This window comes from Nocardia sp. JCM 34519.1 (assembly GCF_020361265.1).
Taxonomy (GTDB): domain Bacteria; phylum Actinomycetota; class Actinomycetes; order Mycobacteriales; family Mycobacteriaceae; genus Nocardia; species Nocardia arthritidis_A.
The window spans coordinates 249,735-265,467 of record NZ_JAIRBR010000011.1 but is presented as its reverse complement, the minus strand read 5'-3'; the positions used below and the strand labels follow the sequence as shown (position 1 = coordinate 265,467).

Here is a 15,733-nt window from a genome sequence, read left to right as displayed (position 1 = left end):
AGAAGCATGAACACCTCCGACGACGCGCTGCTGGTGATCGGCAGCGGGCTGCGGGTATATCGCGAATACCTGGTCCGGTCCGCGCACGCTCGGGCCAGGACATACGGGCTGGAATTCATCCTGCTCAACAACCTCGAACCCACCTGGCAGCGAGACTATTTCGACGAGATCGTGGTCGCCAACCTCTTCGATCACGACATCCTCGCGGCGAGAGGCCGCGAAATCGCCCGCAGGCGAAACATTGTCGGCCTGCTGTGCTGGGACGAACCGCTGGTGCAGCCCGCCGCGGACCTGGCCGATGAACTGGGCGTACCCGGACTGAGCCCCGCCGGTGTGCGCGGCTGCCGGGACAAGAACCGGACCAGGACGGTGCTCACCGCGGCCGGACTTGTGCAGCCGCGTTTCGCGCTCACCGACACCGTGGAGCAGGCGCGGGCCGCCGCCGCGCGCATCGGCTACCCCGTGGTGGTGAAGCCGCAGGCGCTCGGCGCGAGCATGGGTGTCGTACTCGCCCGCGACGAGCGCGAATTGACGGTGGCATTCGGTGTCGCGGCCGGCGCGAGCACTATCGGCGACGCGCCATTCCGTGACACCGCGCTGGTCGAGGAGTTCGCGGTGGGTCCGGAGATCAGCGTCGACGCCGCGGTCTACAAGGGTGAGTACCTGCCGATGTTCCTGGCGCGCAAGCGAACCGGAATGGAGCCGTATTTCGAGGAGGTCGGGCATATCGTCGACGCCGACGATCCGCTGCTGCGCGACGAGGCGCTGCTGCGCACACTGTCCGACGCACACCGGGAACTCGGTGTCGAGAACGGCATCACGCACAGCGAGGTGCGGTTCACCGCGCGCGGTCCGCTGATCATCGAGATCAACGGGCGGCTCGGTGGCGATCTGATTCCGTTCCTCGGCAAGATCGCCACCGGGATCGATCCGGGCGAGGTGCTCGTCGATATCGCGACCGGGCGGCGGCCGACCCTGGCCCGGACGCGAAATGCCGTGGCGGGTATCCGTTTCGGCTATCCGGAGCAGGACTGCGTCGTCCGCTCGGTGCGAGTGCCCGAATGGGGGCCCGGCCTGGTGACGGCTGCGGCAATGGTCGAGCCCGGCGCCGAATTGCGGCTGCCGCCGGGCGGATACATCGCGCGACACTCGTTCGTGGTGTGCGCGGCGGCGGATCCGGTCCGATGCGCCGAATTCCTGGACGCCGCGGCAGATTCCGTGCAGTTGGACGGCGAGCCGCTGGAACCGCTCACCGCCGGTGCGGCTTTCACGCTGCCCGCCGGACTGCTGGACGCCGACAAATGATCAATTACGACGGCCGCCGCTTCCGCAACCCCGCCGATGACGACGGTGTCATCGCGCGCTACCACCAGCGCGGCGACCTGGTGTGGGCGTATTTCGCCGGCGGTCCGGTGCGCCGCGGCACCGCGACCGGGGTCTGCGAGCGGGACGGTGTGCTGCGACTGGCCTACACGATGGTGCTCGCCGACGGCGCGGTCATCGCCGGACACACCCGAACGACCCCGGAACACACCGAGCACGGCGTGCTGCGCCTGCGCGAGGAATGGGAGCGCTACGGAAGCGATTCGGCCGCCGGCGTCTCATACCTGGAGGAGGTGCGATGAACGGGCTCGCCGAGCTGTGCGCCGGGCGGGTTCGCTATCCGGGCGAACCCGGATTCGCCGCCGCGACAGCGCCTTTCAACAAGCGCTACGCCGATGTGCGGCCCGCCGCCGCGCTATCGGTGCGCGGCGCGGCCGATGTCGCGCGCGCGATCGACTGGGCCCGCACCGAGGGGGTGCGGGTGGCGGTGCGCGGCGGCGGGCACAGTTATGCCGGTTACTCGGCGGGCGCGGAGCTGGTGCTCGATCTGCGCGCGCTCGACGATATCCGGGTCGACGCGGGATCAGGACTGGTCACGGTCGGCGGCGGAACACGGTGCGGCACACTGCATTCGGTGTTGCAACGGCACGATCTGGCGTTCCCGCTCGGCAATTCGGACGATGTCGGCATCGGCGGGCTGGTGCTCGGCGGCGGTGTCGCCGCCGTATCCCGCGCCTTCGGGCTGACCGCCGACGCGCTGGTGCGGACCGAGATCGTGTTGGCCGACGGCACCATTCGCACCTGCGACGCCACCGAGCATGCCGACCTGTTCTGGGCCTGCCGCGGTGGCGGTGGCGGAAACTTCGGTGTGAACACGTCTTTCACCTTCCAGGCGCGGGCGCCGCGGCCCAGTGCCACCTGCCTCGTGCTCTGGGAATGGGCGCATGCCCGTGAGGTGCTGGCGATATTGCAGAAGATCATGGCGGCCGCGCCCGACGAATTCGCGGCCAGGATCGGAGTGAGCCGTTCGGGCCGGGCGGCCGGGACGGTGTCCATCGTCGGCCAACATCTCGGCACCGCGGCCGAATTGCGTGAACTCCTCGCACCCGCGCTGGCGGCGCACCAGCCGCGACATTGCGATATTGGAGATCGATCATATTGGGCGGCAAAGGATTTCCTGCGCCACGAGACCTCGGGCGATCCATTCGCCGCGCGTACCCGCTGCATCCCGGAACCGCTCCCGGAGGCGGGTGTCGAGACGATCGTCGCCGCCCTCGATCGCTGGCCGGGCAGCGGCAATCCGGACGGCGCCGGTGTCGCGCTGTTCACCTGGGGCGGGGCCATAAGCCGGATCCCGGTGGCGGACACCGCGTTCCCGCATCGCGACACCCTCTTCCTGATCTCGATGGACACCTCGTGGAGCCGACTGGATCGGGCACGGACGGTTTGGTGCAACCTCGAATGGCTCGACGGCCTGTACGCGGAGATGGGCGCGTACGCGGGCGATGGCGCCTACGTCAACTTCACCGATCCGAGCCTGCCGCGATGGCGTTCGTCCTATTACGGTCCGAACCGGCTTCGGCTGGCCGAGATCAAGCGGCGCTACGACCCGGATCGCTTCTTCGACTTTCCGCAGGCGTTATGAACATGGGCACAGCGGATCTCGGCGGACAGCTGATGGAGCCGCCGGGCCCGGTACCGGAATTCGATGCGCCGGACGCCTCGATATCGGTGCGGCCCAGCGGAATTACCGCCGATGCCCTGCGTGACACCATGCGCGACTTCGCGACCGGGGTCGCCATCGTGGCGACATATGTCGAGCACGCCGGTATCCGGGTGCACGACGCCGTCACTGTCAACTCGCTGACCTCGCTGTCGCTGTCGCCGCCGCTGGTGTCCATCAGCCTGCGCCGCGACTCCCGGTTCCGCGCGGATCTGGAGACGTCGGGGGTCTGGTCGATATCCATACTCGATGGCGAATCACAGTGGCTGGCAGCTTATTTCGCACGCGAGAGGATCGAGCGCGTCGCCGCGCTCGGTTCGATGCGCACCCAGCCCGGCCCGCATACCGGCGCACTGCTGTTCGATGCGGCGGGCTGGCTGGAATGCGTGCTCGAGCGCGGTTACGAGGTCGGTGACCACACGCTGTTCGTCGGCGCGGTCGTCGGGTCCGGCACTCACCGCAAGAGCAGCCGCCTGGTGTTCCTGCGCGGCGGCTACCACGTACTACCTTCCGGCTAGGAGAGCCAGATGACCATCCTTTCCGAACAACCGATCGCGGCCGAGCGCGGCGATGCCGCCGAAATCCTCGCCCGCGCACAGGCCGTCGCGCCGCGGCTGCGCGAGCGGTCCGCGGAGATCGAGCGGCTGCGGCGACTGCCGGACGATATCGTCGAAATGCTGCGCGACACCGGCGTTTTCCGGATGGGCTTCGCCCGGCGCTGGGGCGGACCGGAACTCACCTCGGTGGAGCAGACCGAGGTGATCGAGGCCATCGCCTACGGTGACACCTCGGCGGGCTGGTGCGCGATGATCGGCTCGGATACCGGGCTCTACGCCTCGTTCCTGGCCGAACATGTTGTGCGGGAAATGTTTTCGAGCCTGGACATGGTGACGGCCGGACTGCTGTTCCCGGTGGGCCGGGCCGAGATCGTATCCGGCGGCTACCGGCTGACCGGCCGCTGGCAGTTCGGCAGTGGTATCACGCACGCGGATTGGGTGGTCTCGGGCGCATTCCTGTACCGGGACGGGCGGCCCGAGCCCGGACCCGAGGGCATCGCGCACGCGTCGCGGCTGCTGATGGTGCCACGGGAACAGGTCGAGGTGCTCGACACCTGGCACACCACGGGTCTGGCGGGCAGCGGCAGCTGCGACTACACCATTACCGACGTGTTCGTGCCCGAGGGACGAACCCTGCTGCTGAACGCCGCCCATGCACCGGGACCGCTGGCCCAGCCGGAGGTGCATATGCGGAATATGCCGGGCGTCGCGCTCGGCGCCGCCCGTGCCGCACTCGACTACGTGCGGTCCGAATCCGCCTCGCGGGCCGACGATTACCGTTTGCAGGTCACCGTCGCGGAATGCGAGGCGGATCTGCTGGCGGCCCGCTGCGCGGTGTACGGCAGCCTGCGGCGGCAGTGGGAGGTGCTCGCGGCGGGCGGCACGCTCGACGAGCTCACGCCGGAGGAACGCGCGGCGCTGCCGCTCGCGCGCCTTTTCGCCTTCCGCACCGCGCGTTCGATCGTCGCCCGGCTCTACGACCTGCGTCAGACGGCGTCGATCTACCGCCCGTCGCCGCTGGACCGCTGGCTGCGCGACACCACGACGATGTGTCAGCACGTCGTCGCGCAGGACCGCATCCTGCAGTCGGCGGGTGCGTATCTGCTCGGCGGCACACCGAGTTTCGGACTGTGTCTCGGTCTGGCGCCCGGAAACCCAACGGCCCGAGCTCAGCTCGGACAAGTCAACCGATAACAGAGCTCGCCGGATAGCCGGGCCTGCTCGATCGAACGGAGAAACAATGCGACCCAAGAGAATTGCGGCCTATTCGATGCTCGCCGCGCTCACGCTCACGGCCGGCGCGTGCGGCGGTGCGCCCGCCCGCGCCCCGGTCACCGCCACCCCGCCCGGGGAGGACGCGGTGATCAGCTACAACGGCACCGAACCGGAAAGCCCACTGGTGCCGGGCGATACGGTGGAGGTCGGCGGCATCAAGGTGCTCGGCGCACTGTTCAAGGGTCTGGTGGAATACGATCCGAAGACCGCGGTGCCGCGCAATGCGATCGCCGAATCCATCAAGACCACCGATTCGAAGGTGTACACCATCACGCTGAAGCCGGGATGGACCTTCCAGGACGGCACGCCGGTCACCGCGAAAAGCTTTGTCGACGCGTGGAATTTCACGGCGTACGGACCCAACCACCAGAAGGGGGCCAGCCTCCTCTCCCATATCCAGGGCTTCGGTCAGGTCAACTCGAGTGCGGACGTATCACCGGCCGCCGCCGGACCGGCACCCGTCAAAGAGATGTCCGGTCTGCGGGTGGTGGACGACCGGACCTTCGTCGTGACGCTGAACGCTCCGTTCGCGGTCTTCCCGAGTCAGCTCGGCAGCGTGCAGTTCTTCCCGCTGCCCGCGTCGTTCTACCGGGATCCCGCGGCGTTCAAGGCCCATCCGATCGGCGACGGCCCCTTCGAATTCGTCTCGTACAAACCGGGTTCGAATATCGTCGTGCGCCGCTACGACAAGTACGCGGGCGAGAAACCACATATCGGTGGCATCGAATACCGGTTCTATCGGAATCTGGACGACGCGTACGCGGATGTGGTGGCGAACAAGCTCGACTACCTGGACTTCGCCCCATGGACGGCACTCGTCAACGACCGCTACAAGTCCGAGGTGGGCGATCGCAGTGTCTCCCAGCCCTATATCGGAATGCAGGGGATCTCCTTCCCCGTCTATGACCGGCGCTACGCCGATCCGCGGGTGCGCCAGGCCATTTCGATGGCCATCGACCGAGTGGGGTTGATCCAGAAGGTATTCCTCGGCCATCGCGTGCCCGCCGACGGCATCGTGCCGCCGGATATGCCGGGCGCTGCCTCCCATCAGTGCGGTGACCTGTGCACCTATCAGCCGCAGCGGGCCAAGGAGCTGTTCGACTCGACCGGGTTCACCGGCCCGGTGGAGCTGGCGTCCAATGTCGATTCCGCGAATGAGGCGTGGATGCGGGTGGCCTGCGACTACATCGCCCAATCACTGGCCAGGCCATGTAATTTCGTCTCCGTGCCGTCGCTCGGCGAATTCCGCAGGCAGATCGATTCGCACACCATGACGATGCCGTTCCGTTCGGCGCTGGTCGCCGAATACCCGTCGATCGAGAACTTCCTGAACCAGGCGTACCGGACCGGCGGTTCGGTGAACGCGGGGCTCTACTCCAACCCCGCCGTGGACGCGCTACTCACCCGCGCCGACGCGGCGCCGACGGAGCAGGACGGCTGGAAGCTCTACCAGGAGGCCGAACGCATTGTCCTGCAAGATATGCCGTCGACCCCGATCTGGTTCCAGAGTGCGCTGTCGATCTGGTCGAGCCGGATGCACAATGTGCAGCCGACACAATTCCGCGAACTGGACCTGTACAGCGTCACCGTGTCATAACCATCCGCGCAGGGGCGGGGTGCGCCGCCCCTGCGCGAATCACGAAAGTCCGGACAGATGACGGAGTTACACGGGATCGAAGCGCGATCCTTCCTGCGGCCAGCCGAATACGACCAACTGCGCGAATTGGCCCGAGCCGTAGACGAATTCGACGGCATCGAGGTGCGGCTGATCTGGTCGCGCCTGACCGCGGACGAGCATCGCCCGGGTAGGCACTACCTGCTCTATTACCACCGCGGCAGGCTCGTCGGCTTTCTCGGCACCTTCACCTCACCCGGCCCGGAGCTCAGCGGCATGGTCCATCCGGAATATCGTGGCCGCGGCATCTTCCGGCGATTGTGGGCCGCGGCCATGACCGAGGGCGCCCGGCTCGGCTACGAGTCCTATCTGCTGATCGTCGATGCGGCGTCGGTGCCGGGCAGCCGCTTCGCCGACGCACTGCGCGCGACACCGGACCATGTCGAACACAAACTGATGTATCCGGCCGACCGTGCGGTTGTGCCGGTGCGGCGCAACGGATTCGATCTCCGCCGCGCCACCGTCGACGATCTGCCGATCCTGCGGGCGCTGACCGCCGATGGTTTCGGTATGCCGTTGGCGGAGGTCACCTGGTTCGACGCCCGAAATATCGCCGAGGACAAGGTTCGCGGTGTGCTGGCACTGCACGAGGGACGGCCGATCGGGAAGGCCGACTATTTCGAAACCGGTGACAGCGTCTGCATCATGGGGCTGACGGTCGATGCCGCATACCGCGGCCGCGGTGTCGGCCGCCTGATCCTCACCGGCGTCGTGAAAGATATCCGTGACCGCGGCCCGCGCGATATCTGGCTGGAGGTGGACGCCGTCACCGACGACGCCCTGCATCTCTATCAATCCTGCGGCTTCGAGCGCGTGCGCAGCTACAACTACTACGCCTACCGGCAGCTCTGACGGATTCCGTTGCGGCTCAGAGCAATTGCCACGCGCCGGTGAGCGCATGCCGCAGCGCCCGCTCCATCTCGTCGAACTGTTGCTGGTCGCAGATCAGCGGCGGCGCGAGCTGGATGACGGGTTCGGCCCGGTCATCGGCACGGCAGTGCAATCCCGCCTCGAACAGTGCGTGCGAGACGTGGCCCTTGAGGATGCGGGTGGCGTCCTCGTCGGTGAATTTCTCTTTGGTCGCTTTATCTTTCACCAGTTCGACCGCGTAGAAGTAGCCGGTGCCGCGGACATCGCCGACGATCGGCAGGTCGTACAGCTTTTCCAGCGTGCCGCGGAAGGCCGCCTCCTTGGCGCGGACGTGCCCGTAGAGATCCTCGCGCTCCATCAGGTCGAGATTGGCCAGCGCGACCGCGCAGGACACCGGATGCCCGCCGTAGGTGGAGCCGTGCAGGAAGGTGGACCCGTGCTGGAACGGCTCCATGATGCGGTCGCTGATGAGCACCGCGCCGAGCGGCGCGTAGCCGGAGGTGAGGCCCTTCGCGGTGGTGACGATATCCGGCTGATAGCCGAAACGCTTTGCGCCGAAGTCGTATCCGAGCCTGCCGAAGGCGCAGATCACCTCGTCGGAGACGAGCAGTACATCGTGGCGGTCGCAGATCTCGCGGACCCGCTGGAAGTAGCCGGGCGGCGGGACGAAGCAGCCGCCGGTGTTCTGCACCGGTTCCAGGAATACCGCGGCGACCGTGTCGGGGCCTTCGAAGAGGATGGCCTCCTCGATTCGGTCGGCGGCCCAGCGCCCGTACGCCTCGTAGTCGTCGGCGTGCTCGGTGGCGCGGTAGAAGTTGGTGTGCGGAACGCGCTGGGTGCTCGGCACCAGCGGCTCGAAATCGGCCTTGGCTCCGGGGATTCCGGTGATCGACAGCGCGCCCATCGAGGTGCCGTGATAGGCCATCGACCGGCTGATCAGCTTGTGCTTGGTGGGTTTTCCGGTGGCCTTGAAGTACTGCCGGATCAATTTCCATGCGGTTTCCACGGATTCGCCGCCGCTGACGGTGAAGAAGACGCGGTTCAGATCGCCGGGCGCGGCATTCGCCAGGCGCTCGGCGAGTTCGATGGCGGTCGGGTGGGCGTAGCCCCACAGCGGGAAGTAGGCCAGTTCGCGGGTCTGCCGGGCGGCCGCCTCGGCGAGTTCTTCGCGGCCGTGCCCGACCTGTACCGCGAACAGTCCGGCGAGGCCGTCCAGGTAGCGCCGTCCTGTCGAATCCCAGATGTAGGCGCCGTCGCCGCGGACGATCACCGGCACCTCGGCACCGGTGAGCCCGGTGTGCGGGGTGAAGTGCAGCCACATGTTGTCCCGGATGATGCGCACCGCATCCGGGCTGGTCGTGGGATGCGGATCGGTGACGGTCATATGCGGACTCCTAGCGAGCGGGCCGGATGGGGGAGGCTTCCGTTTATGCCACAACTATTTACGGGTCCGCAACAGAATCGGTTGCTATTGGGCGATCGAATCGCAGGAAACAGTTGTCATATGGCAGTCAAGCTACGGATTTCGTAGCTCAACGCGCACCCCACCGATAGGTCTGTTTACGCAGTTCCAGATAGACCATGATCTCGGCGTGCCGCACCTGCGCCAGCCTGCGCAGCCGGTCCGAGACCAGCTCGAGCAGCGCCGCGTCGTCGGCGCACACCGCCTCGCAGAGGATGTCGTAGCGTCCGGCGCATTCCACCACATAGGTGATCTCGTCCATCGCGGCGAGCGCGTCGGCCACCGGCCGCAGCGGGCCGTCCACCGTGATCGCGATCATCGCCTGCCGAAATAGCCCGACCTGCAAGGGATCCGAGACCGCGACGATCTGGATGACGCCCGCGTCGGACAGCCGCTGCACCCGCTGCCGCACGGCCGCCTCGGACAGGCCGACGGCCTTGCCGATGGTGGCGTACGGCCGTCGGCCGTCCTCCTGTAGCTGGGCGATGATCCGCTTGGAGATCTCGTCGAGCATCGGGCGGGCCTGGCGGTTGTTTTCCTGGTCGGTCACGGTGGCATCCTGCCGAAGAACGGCGTCGCGGACAATCCGCACCGTGGTGCTTCGAGATCGAATACGTGTCTCGGTGGGCTGAGAGACAACGAATTCCGTTGATTTTTCGATCTGTGCCGTGGAATCCGTAGCTCAGTCTCCGTGGGCGAGCAGCGCGAGCAGCAGTTCCGCGCGGACCCGCGCGCTGTCCAGATCGCAGTCGAGCAGATCGCGCACCGTGCCGATGCGCTTGCGCAGCGTGTGGCGGTGCACGCCGGATGCCGCGGCCGCCGCGTCCCAGTGTCCGTTGGCCTCCAGGAAGGTTCGCAGTGCGACGACGAGTTCGGTGCCGTGCGCCCGGTCGTAGTCGAGTACCGGGCGCAATACGGTGACGGCCATCGACGCGAGGACATCTCGGGTGGCGGCATGCGACAACAGGGTGAGCGAGCCGGATTCCGCGACCGGGCCGCCGCGTTCGGCCGTAGCGGCGGCCGTCCTGGCGCCCGACACCGCCGTGGCCAGCTCGCGGACCGGATGCGCGGCGCCGAGTCCGGCTCGGATGAACCGCCTTGTGCCGCCGATGATTTGGGCGTTCACCCGATGTGCGACGGAAACGGCTCGCGCCGCGGGCAGCACCACGAGCACGAGATGTCCTGTGCGATGCAGGAATAGTGGGAGCCCGGCCCGGATCACGGTGTCCTCGGCCGCGTCTCGCATCGCGTCGGCCGCTTCCTCGGTATCGCATTCGGCGGCGAGCACCCGGATCAGCCCCTGTGGGTCGACGGCCTGTGTCAACTGCGCCCACGCCGGTTCCGGATCGGTGTCGGCGCCGAGTAGCAGCGCCAGCGCCTGGGCATTGAGCAGGTGCTGGGTGGCCTGAAGCCGGGCCGGTTTGGCGAAGTCCAGTGCCAGTAGCGAATTCGCGTGACCGAGCAGGAGCTGGTCGATATGGCCGAGCGGCGCCGCGCTCGCCACCACCAGATCGCCGTGCCTGCGGCCGCCGACGCCGATCCGCTGGTGGGTGATCGACGCGCCGGACGGATCGGTGCGCACGCCGCTGGCGGGTCCGCTGGCGGCGGCCTCGCGCGCCGCGCGCACCAGGCCGGGATCCGTTCTGCCGGGCTGGTATTCGACGACCGCACCATCCGGATCCAACACGATCACCGTGGCGGACAGCGATTTCGCCAGCTCCGCGACGATGGCGTCGGCGCCGGATCTGATGAGCGCCCGCGTCATCCTGGGCTGTGCGTTCGACGCGCGCAGCACCGCGTCGTACTGCTGTTCGGCGATCCGCGCGGTGACCCGTTTGACGATGGCCGCGAACGGAATCGGCAGCGGCACCTCGAAAACCGGCAGGCCGATCGCGTCCGCCGCCTCGATCAGATCCGCGGGCACCTCGGCATGGGTGAGGCCGGTGCCGAAGCCGAGCCCGGCCACCCCGCACTCGGCGAGTCCGCGCAGATAGGCGGTGCGCCGATCGACGCCGTTCGGCAGCCGCATCCCCGTGGTGAGCACCAGCTCGCCGCCGGACAGCCAGCGGAACGGATGTTCCAGCTCGGTGGTGACGACGAGCTGGATATCGTGGCGCACCCCGGCCGCGCCGCCGCACAGCCGCACGGCCAAATCGGGTTGTCGCAACACCCATTCCACGGAGACGGTCATCGCCCGGAGTGTACAAAACGGCGAAAATTCCGACCACACTTATCCATTTCGTCATGGGTGGGATGAATGTGTCGTGGCGCACACTGGTGCCCAGGCGAACGACACAGCACGCTCAGATGGATGGACGGTGAATACATGTCGAGTCCCGTGCTCGAGAATTACATCGACGGCAAGTTCGTGGCATCGTCGGCCATCGAAACCCTCGACCTGGTGGATCCGGTGGACGAGACCGTCGTCGGACGGGCGCCGATCTCGAATCGCGCCGACGTCGACGCCGCGGTGGCCGCGGCGGCCAGGGCCTTCGAATCCTGGGGCAGGACAACGCCGGGCGCGCGCCAGACGGCGCTGCTGAAGCTGGCCGACGCGATCGACGCGCACAGCGAGGAACTGGTCGAGGCCCAGTGCCGCAACACCGGACAGCCCAAGGCGGTGATCGCGGCGGAGGAGATCGCCGTCGGCGCCGATCAGATCCGATTCTTCGCGGGTGCCGCCCGCCTGCTGGAGGGGCGCGCGGCGGGTGAGTACATGGCGGGGTTCACCTCGTATGTGCGGCGCGAGCCGATCGGCGTTGTCGCGCAGGTGACTCCGTGGAACTACCCCTTCATGATGGCGGTCTGGAAGATCGGGCCCGCCCTGGCCGCGGGCAATACGATCGTGCTCAAACCGAGCGACACCACGCCGGAGAGCACGCTCGTGCTGGCCCGGCTCAGCCGCGGCATTCTGCCCGACGGTGTGCTGAATGTCGTTCTCGGCGATGCGAATACGGGCGCCGAACTGGTGCGTCATCCGACACCGGGGCTGGTGTCGATCACCGGATCGGTGCGCGCCGGTATCGCGGTGGCCGGGTCGGCGGCCCAGCAGCTGAAACGCGCACATCTGGAACTCGGCGGCAATGCGCCGGTGGTGGTGTTCCCCGATACCGATCTGGCCAAGGCGGCCAACGGTATCGCGCAGGCGGCCTACTTCAACGCGGGCCAGGACTGTACGGCGGCCACCCGGGTGCTGGTGCACGAGTCGGTCCACGACGAGCTGGTCGCCGCGCTGGTGAAGAGCGCGCAGAGCCTGCGGCCCGGCCCGCCCGACGACCCGGACACCTTCTACGGACCGCTCAACAACCGCAATCATTTCGAGGCGGTCATGGGCAAGCTGGCCGCGCTGCCCGCACACGCCACGGTGGTGACCGGCGGAAAACGATTGGGCGACAAGGGATTCTTCGTCGAGCCGACGGTCATAACCGGGGTCCGCCAAGACGACCCCATCGTCCAGGAGGAGACCTTCGGCCCGGTGCTCACCGTGCAGCCGTTCACCGATGCCGACCATGCCGTCGGCCTCGCCAACGACGTGCGCTACGGCTTGGCCGCCAGCGTCTGGACCCGCGATCACGGCACCGTCGAACGGTTCACCCGCGCACTGGATTTCGGTGCGGTGTGGGTGAACTGCCACATTCCGATCGTCGCGGAGATGCCGCACGGCGGATTCAAATACTCCGGCTACGGCAAGGACCTCTCGGTCTACAGCGTCGAGGAATACACCCGGATCAAGCATGTCATGAGCGCGCACGACTGAGCGCGTTCTCGCGTCGGCCTCGGGATCCGGGGCCGATCGTCGTCGTCCCGTGCCTTCTTCGGAAGTCGTTGCCGGGCAAGGAGAATACTAGTGACAGCATCGCGCAGCGATTCCGTGAGGGGTGGCGGTCGGGTGACGGGTGGGCAACTCAGTGCACCCCGCAACGGCGCGGGGCGCCGGCCCGTCGACAAAGGACTGGCGCCCGGTAGCGTCGGCACGATTTCCGGTGCCGTGCTCGGCATTTCGACGGTCGCGCCCGGTTACACACTTACCGCGAGCATCGGATTGATCGTGGCCGCGGTCGGATTGCAGATGCCCGCGATCGTGCTCGCCGGATTCGTCCCGATGTTCCTGACCGCGTACGCCTATCGCGAGCTGAACGCGCGGATGCCCGACTGCGGGGCGTCGTTCACCTGGTCCACCAAGGCATTCGGGCCTTACGTCGGCTGGATGTGCGGGTGGGGCATGGTGATGGCGACCGTGATCGTCCTGTCGAATCTGGCCGCCATCGCGGTGAAATTCGGTTATCTGTTCGTGGCCCGGATATCCGGCCGTCCCGGCATCGCCGAACTCGCCGACAACCGCGCGGTGAATATCCTGACCACGCTGGCGCTGGTCGCGGCGGCCACGCTGATCTCCAGCCGCGGCATCACCACCAGCGAGCGGTTGCAGCAGGTGCTGGTCGGCTTCCAGATGGTCGTGCTCGTGGTCTTCGCGATCACCGCGCTGGTGCGCGCCGGCTCCGGTGACGCGCCCGCGCGACTCGACTTCCGGCTGGACTGGTTCAACCCGTTCACCGGAATCACCATGAGCGCCTTCATGATCGGCGTCACCGGATCGATCTTCGCCTTCTGGGGCTGGGACACCTGCCTGACGCTGGGGGAGGAGTCCAAGGATCCGAAGCGGGTGCCCGGCCGCGCCGGAATGCTGTGCGTCCTTTCGATTCTCGCGACCTATCTGCTGGTGACGGTCGCGGTGATGATGTACGCGGGGGTCGGCGAATCCGGACTCGGCCTCGGCAACGCGCACAACGCCGACAATGTCTTCGGCGCGCTGGCCGATCCGGTGCTCGGCTGGGCCGGGCCGCTGCTCCTGCTCGCCGTGCTGGCCTCCGCGGTCGCCAGCCTGCAGACCACCTTCCTGCCCGCCGCCCGCACCGTGCTGGCGATGGGCGTGTACGGCGCCTTCCCGCGGCGATTCGCCGCGGTGAGCCCGCGATCCAGGGTTCCGGTGTTCGGCACCGTCGTCGCGGGGGTGGTCACCGGAGCCTTCTACACCGCCGCTTCACTGCTTTCGACCAGGGTGCTGGTGGATACCGTTGCGGCACTTGGCATCATGATCTGCTGGTACTACGGCATCACCGCCTTCGCCTGTGTATGGTATTTCCGCGGTGAGCTTTTCGCCTCCGCGCGCAATATCGCGTTCAAATTCCTCTTCCCGTCGATCGGCGGGATCATGCTGGCCGTGGTGTTCGTGGTGTCGGTGCGCGAGAGCATGGATCCGGACAACGGCAGCGGCGCCTCGATCGGCGGCATCGGCCTGGTGTTCTTCATGGGCTTCGGCATCCTGCTGCTCGGCGGGCTGCTGATGCTGGTGGCGCGCTGGCGCAATCCCGGCTTCTTCCGCGGCGGCCCGCTCGACCGGGAATTCGCCGAACCCGCGCCTCTGGTGTCCGAAGCGGCCTGATCCGGTTGCGGCCGAATCTGTTTCGAAAACTTACCCATCTGTTCGACTGGAGAGTCTGCCGAATGATCGAACTTGCCCATCGCCTGCCGCAGCGCCGTAAACTCGTCACGGCATTGCCCGGCCCACGCTCCACGGCGCTCACCGCCCGCCGCAAGGCCGCCGTCGCCGCCGGAGTCGGTTCCACCGCACCGGTTTTCGCCGCCGACGCGGACGGCGGCGTACTCGTCGACGTCGACGGCAATTCGCTCATCGACCTCGGTTCCGGTATCGCGGTGACCTCGGTGGGCGCGTCCCACCCCGCGGTGGCGGCGGCGATCGCCGAGCAGGCCGCGCGCTTCACCCACACCTGCTTCATGGTGACGCCCTACGAGGAATACGTCCGGGTGGCCGAGGAATTGGCCGCGCTGACCCCCGGCGACCACGACAAGCGCAGCGTGCTGTTCAATTCCGGCGCCGAGGCGGTGGAGAATGCGGTGAAGGTGGCGCGGCTGGCCACCGGCCGCACCGCCGTCGTCGCCTTCGACCACGCCTACCACGGCCGCACCAATCTCACGATGGCGCTGACCGCGAAGAATATGCCGTACAAGGAGCGGTTCGGGCCGTTCGCGCCGGAGATCTACCGGATGCCGATGTCCTATCCGTATCGTGACGAGCCCGGGTTGACCGGCGCGATGGCGGCGCGGCGGGCCATATCCCGGATCGAAACACAGCTCGGCCTCGACGCCGTTGCCGCCGTCATCGTCGAACCCATACAGGGCGAGGGCGGTTTCATCGTTCCGGCGCCGGGTTTTCTTGCGGCGCTGGCGGATTGGGCACGCGAGCACGGGATCGTCTTCATCGCCGACGAGGTGCAGACCGGATTCGCCCGCACCGGAGCGTGGTTCGCCTGCGAGCACGAGGGTGTGGTGCCCGATTTGATCACCATGGCCAAGGGCATCGCCGGTGGTATGCCGCTCGCGGCGGTCACCGGACGGGCCGAACTGCTGGACGCGGTGCACTCGGGCGGGCTCGGCGGCACCTACGGCGGTAATCCGGTGGCCTGCGCGGCTGCCTCGGCTACGCTCGGGGTGATGCGCGAGCTGGACCTGCCCGCGCGGGCCCGGGAGATCGAGACGGTGGTGCTGCCCCGATTGCGCGAATTGGCCGCCGAGACAGGCGTTGTCGGCGATGTGCGCGGGCGCGGCGGCATGCTCGCACTGGAGCTGGTCCGTCCCGGCACCGCCGAACCCGCCCCGGAACTCGCGAAAGCCGTTGCCGCCAAAGCGCTCTCGCGGGGTGTGCTGACGCTGACCTGCGGCACCTACGGCAACGTCATCCGGCTGCTGCCGCCGCTGGTGATCGGGCCGGACCTGCTCGCCGACGGCATCGGCGTACTCGCCGACGCGCTACGGGCCGAAGTCTGAAT

Annotated in this window: 13 protein-coding genes; 10 read left to right on the top strand and 3 right to left on the bottom strand. The window is 67.6% G+C overall.

The window, feature by feature from the left end:
* Nucleotides 1-6: 6 nt before the first annotated feature.
* From LGY53_RS26125 to LGY53_RS26095, 7 genes are read left to right on the top strand one after another with little or no spacing between them, the layout of a single operon-like run.
* Nucleotides 7-1,305 (top strand): acetyl-CoA carboxylase biotin carboxylase subunit family protein, encoded by a 1,299-nt coding sequence (locus LGY53_RS26125; protein ID WP_225729357.1) that lies wholly within the window; start codon nt 7-9, stop codon nt 1,303-1,305.
* On the top strand, nt 1,302-1,625 hold the full coding sequence (locus LGY53_RS26120) for a hypothetical protein (RefSeq protein WP_225729356.1): 324 nt from the start codon (nt 1,302-1,304) through the stop codon (nt 1,623-1,625). Before LGY53_RS26125 ends, LGY53_RS26120 begins: the two co-directional genes overlap by 4 nt.
* The gene (locus LGY53_RS26115; protein ID WP_225729355.1) at nt 1,622-2,968 is read left to right on the top strand and encodes an FAD-binding oxidoreductase; all 1,347 of its coding nucleotides are present in this window, start codon (nt 1,622-1,624) and stop codon (nt 2,966-2,968) included. The genes LGY53_RS26120 and LGY53_RS26115 overlap by 4 nt, the downstream gene beginning before the upstream one ends.
* A 2-nt stretch (nt 2,969-2,970) precedes the next feature.
* Nucleotides 2,971-3,564 carry a flavin reductase family protein gene (locus LGY53_RS26110; RefSeq protein WP_225729354.1) on the top strand — a complete coding sequence of 198 codons (594 nt, stop codon included), beginning with the start codon at nt 2,971-2,973 and terminating at the stop codon, nt 3,562-3,564.
* A gap of 9 nt (nt 3,565-3,573) precedes the next feature.
* Nucleotides 3,574-4,797, top strand: coding sequence for an acyl-CoA dehydrogenase family protein (locus LGY53_RS26105; protein ID WP_225729353.1), 1,224 nt, complete (start codon nt 3,574-3,576; stop codon nt 4,795-4,797).
* Between the two features lie 46 nt (nt 4,798-4,843).
* Entirely contained in the window at nt 4,844-6,475 is a 1,632-nt protein-coding gene (locus LGY53_RS26100) for an ABC transporter substrate-binding protein (RefSeq protein ID WP_225729352.1), read from the top strand.
* Nucleotides 6,476-6,532: 57 nt separating this feature from the next.
* Nucleotides 6,533-7,405: a GNAT family N-acetyltransferase gene (locus LGY53_RS26095; RefSeq protein ID WP_225729351.1), complete on the top strand. Its 873-nt coding sequence runs from the start codon at nt 6,533-6,535 to the stop codon at nt 7,403-7,405.
* Nucleotides 7,406-7,421: 16 nt separating this feature from the next.
* Here the strand turns inward: LGY53_RS26095 and LGY53_RS26090 are convergent, their stop codons facing one another.
* The 3 genes from LGY53_RS26090 to LGY53_RS26080 all read right to left on the bottom strand — a co-directional run bounded on the left by LGY53_RS26090 (nt 7,422) and on the right by LGY53_RS26080 (nt 11,076).
* Nucleotides 7,422-8,807: an aspartate aminotransferase family protein gene (locus tag LGY53_RS26090; RefSeq protein WP_225729350.1), complete on the bottom strand. Its 1,386-nt coding sequence runs from the start codon at nt 8,805-8,807 to the stop codon at nt 7,422-7,424.
* 148 nt (nt 8,808-8,955) lie between these two features.
* Complete coding sequence (locus tag LGY53_RS26085; RefSeq protein WP_255665095.1) at nt 8,956-9,399, bottom strand: Lrp/AsnC family transcriptional regulator; 444 nt, start codon at nt 9,397-9,399, stop codon at nt 8,956-8,958.
* A 168-nt stretch (nt 9,400-9,567) separates the two neighbouring features.
* Complete coding sequence (locus LGY53_RS26080; protein ID WP_225729348.1) at nt 9,568-11,076, bottom strand: PucR family transcriptional regulator; 1,509 nt, start codon at nt 11,074-11,076, stop codon at nt 9,568-9,570.
* Between the two features lie 135 nt (nt 11,077-11,211).
* On the opposite strand from LGY53_RS26080, the gene LGY53_RS26075 reads away from it, so the two are divergent.
* The 3 genes from LGY53_RS26075 to gabT all read left to right on the top strand — a co-directional run bounded on the left by LGY53_RS26075 (nt 11,212) and on the right by gabT (nt 15,731).
* Nucleotides 11,212-12,642 (top strand): gamma-aminobutyraldehyde dehydrogenase, encoded by a 1,431-nt coding sequence (locus tag LGY53_RS26075; RefSeq protein WP_225729384.1) that lies wholly within the window; start codon nt 11,212-11,214, stop codon nt 12,640-12,642.
* Between the two features lie 132 nt (nt 12,643-12,774).
* Entirely contained in the window at nt 12,775-14,328 is a 1,554-nt protein-coding gene (locus tag LGY53_RS26070) for an APC family permease (protein ID WP_225729347.1), read from the top strand.
* A 62-nt stretch (nt 14,329-14,390) separates the two neighbouring features.
* Nucleotides 14,391-15,731 (top strand): 4-aminobutyrate--2-oxoglutarate transaminase, encoded by a 1,341-nt coding sequence (gabT, locus tag LGY53_RS26065; protein ID WP_225729346.1) that lies wholly within the window; start codon nt 14,391-14,393, stop codon nt 15,729-15,731.
* The last annotated feature ends 2 nt before the right edge of the window (nt 15,732-15,733 follow it).

What these genes read in the sequence shown, in the direction of transcription:
- LGY53_RS26080 (WP_225729348.1), bottom strand. Translation starts at nt 11,076, where the DNA reads ATGACCGTCTCCGTGGAATGGGTGTTGCGACAACCCGATTTGGCCGTG.
- LGY53_RS26100 (WP_225729352.1), top strand. Translation starts at nt 4,844, where the DNA reads ATGCGACCCAAGAGAATTGCGGCCTATTCGATGCTCGCCGCGCTCACG.
- gabT (WP_225729346.1), top strand. Translation starts at nt 14,391, where the DNA reads ATGATCGAACTTGCCCATCGCCTGCCGCAGCGCCGTAAACTCGTCACG.
- LGY53_RS26095 (WP_225729351.1), top strand. Translation starts at nt 6,533, where the DNA reads ATGACGGAGTTACACGGGATCGAAGCGCGATCCTTCCTGCGGCCAGCC.
- LGY53_RS26120 (WP_225729356.1), top strand. Translation starts at nt 1,302, where the DNA reads ATGATCAATTACGACGGCCGCCGCTTCCGCAACCCCGCCGATGACGAC.
- LGY53_RS26125 (WP_225729357.1), top strand. Translation starts at nt 7, where the DNA reads ATGAACACCTCCGACGACGCGCTGCTGGTGATCGGCAGCGGGCTGCGG.
- LGY53_RS26105 (WP_225729353.1), top strand. Translation starts at nt 3,574, where the DNA reads ATGACCATCCTTTCCGAACAACCGATCGCGGCCGAGCGCGGCGATGCC.
- LGY53_RS26085 (WP_255665095.1), bottom strand. Translation starts at nt 9,399, where the DNA reads ATGCTCGACGAGATCTCCAAGCGGATCATCGCCCAGCTACAGGAGGAC.
- LGY53_RS26090 (WP_225729350.1), bottom strand. Translation starts at nt 8,807, where the DNA reads ATGACCGTCACCGATCCGCATCCCACGACCAGCCCGGATGCGGTGCGC.
- LGY53_RS26110 (WP_225729354.1), top strand. Translation starts at nt 2,971, where the DNA reads ATGGGCACAGCGGATCTCGGCGGACAGCTGATGGAGCCGCCGGGCCCG.
- LGY53_RS26115 (WP_225729355.1), top strand. Translation starts at nt 1,622, where the DNA reads ATGAACGGGCTCGCCGAGCTGTGCGCCGGGCGGGTTCGCTATCCGGGC.
- LGY53_RS26075 (WP_225729384.1), top strand. Translation starts at nt 11,212, where the DNA reads ATGTCGAGTCCCGTGCTCGAGAATTACATCGACGGCAAGTTCGTGGCA.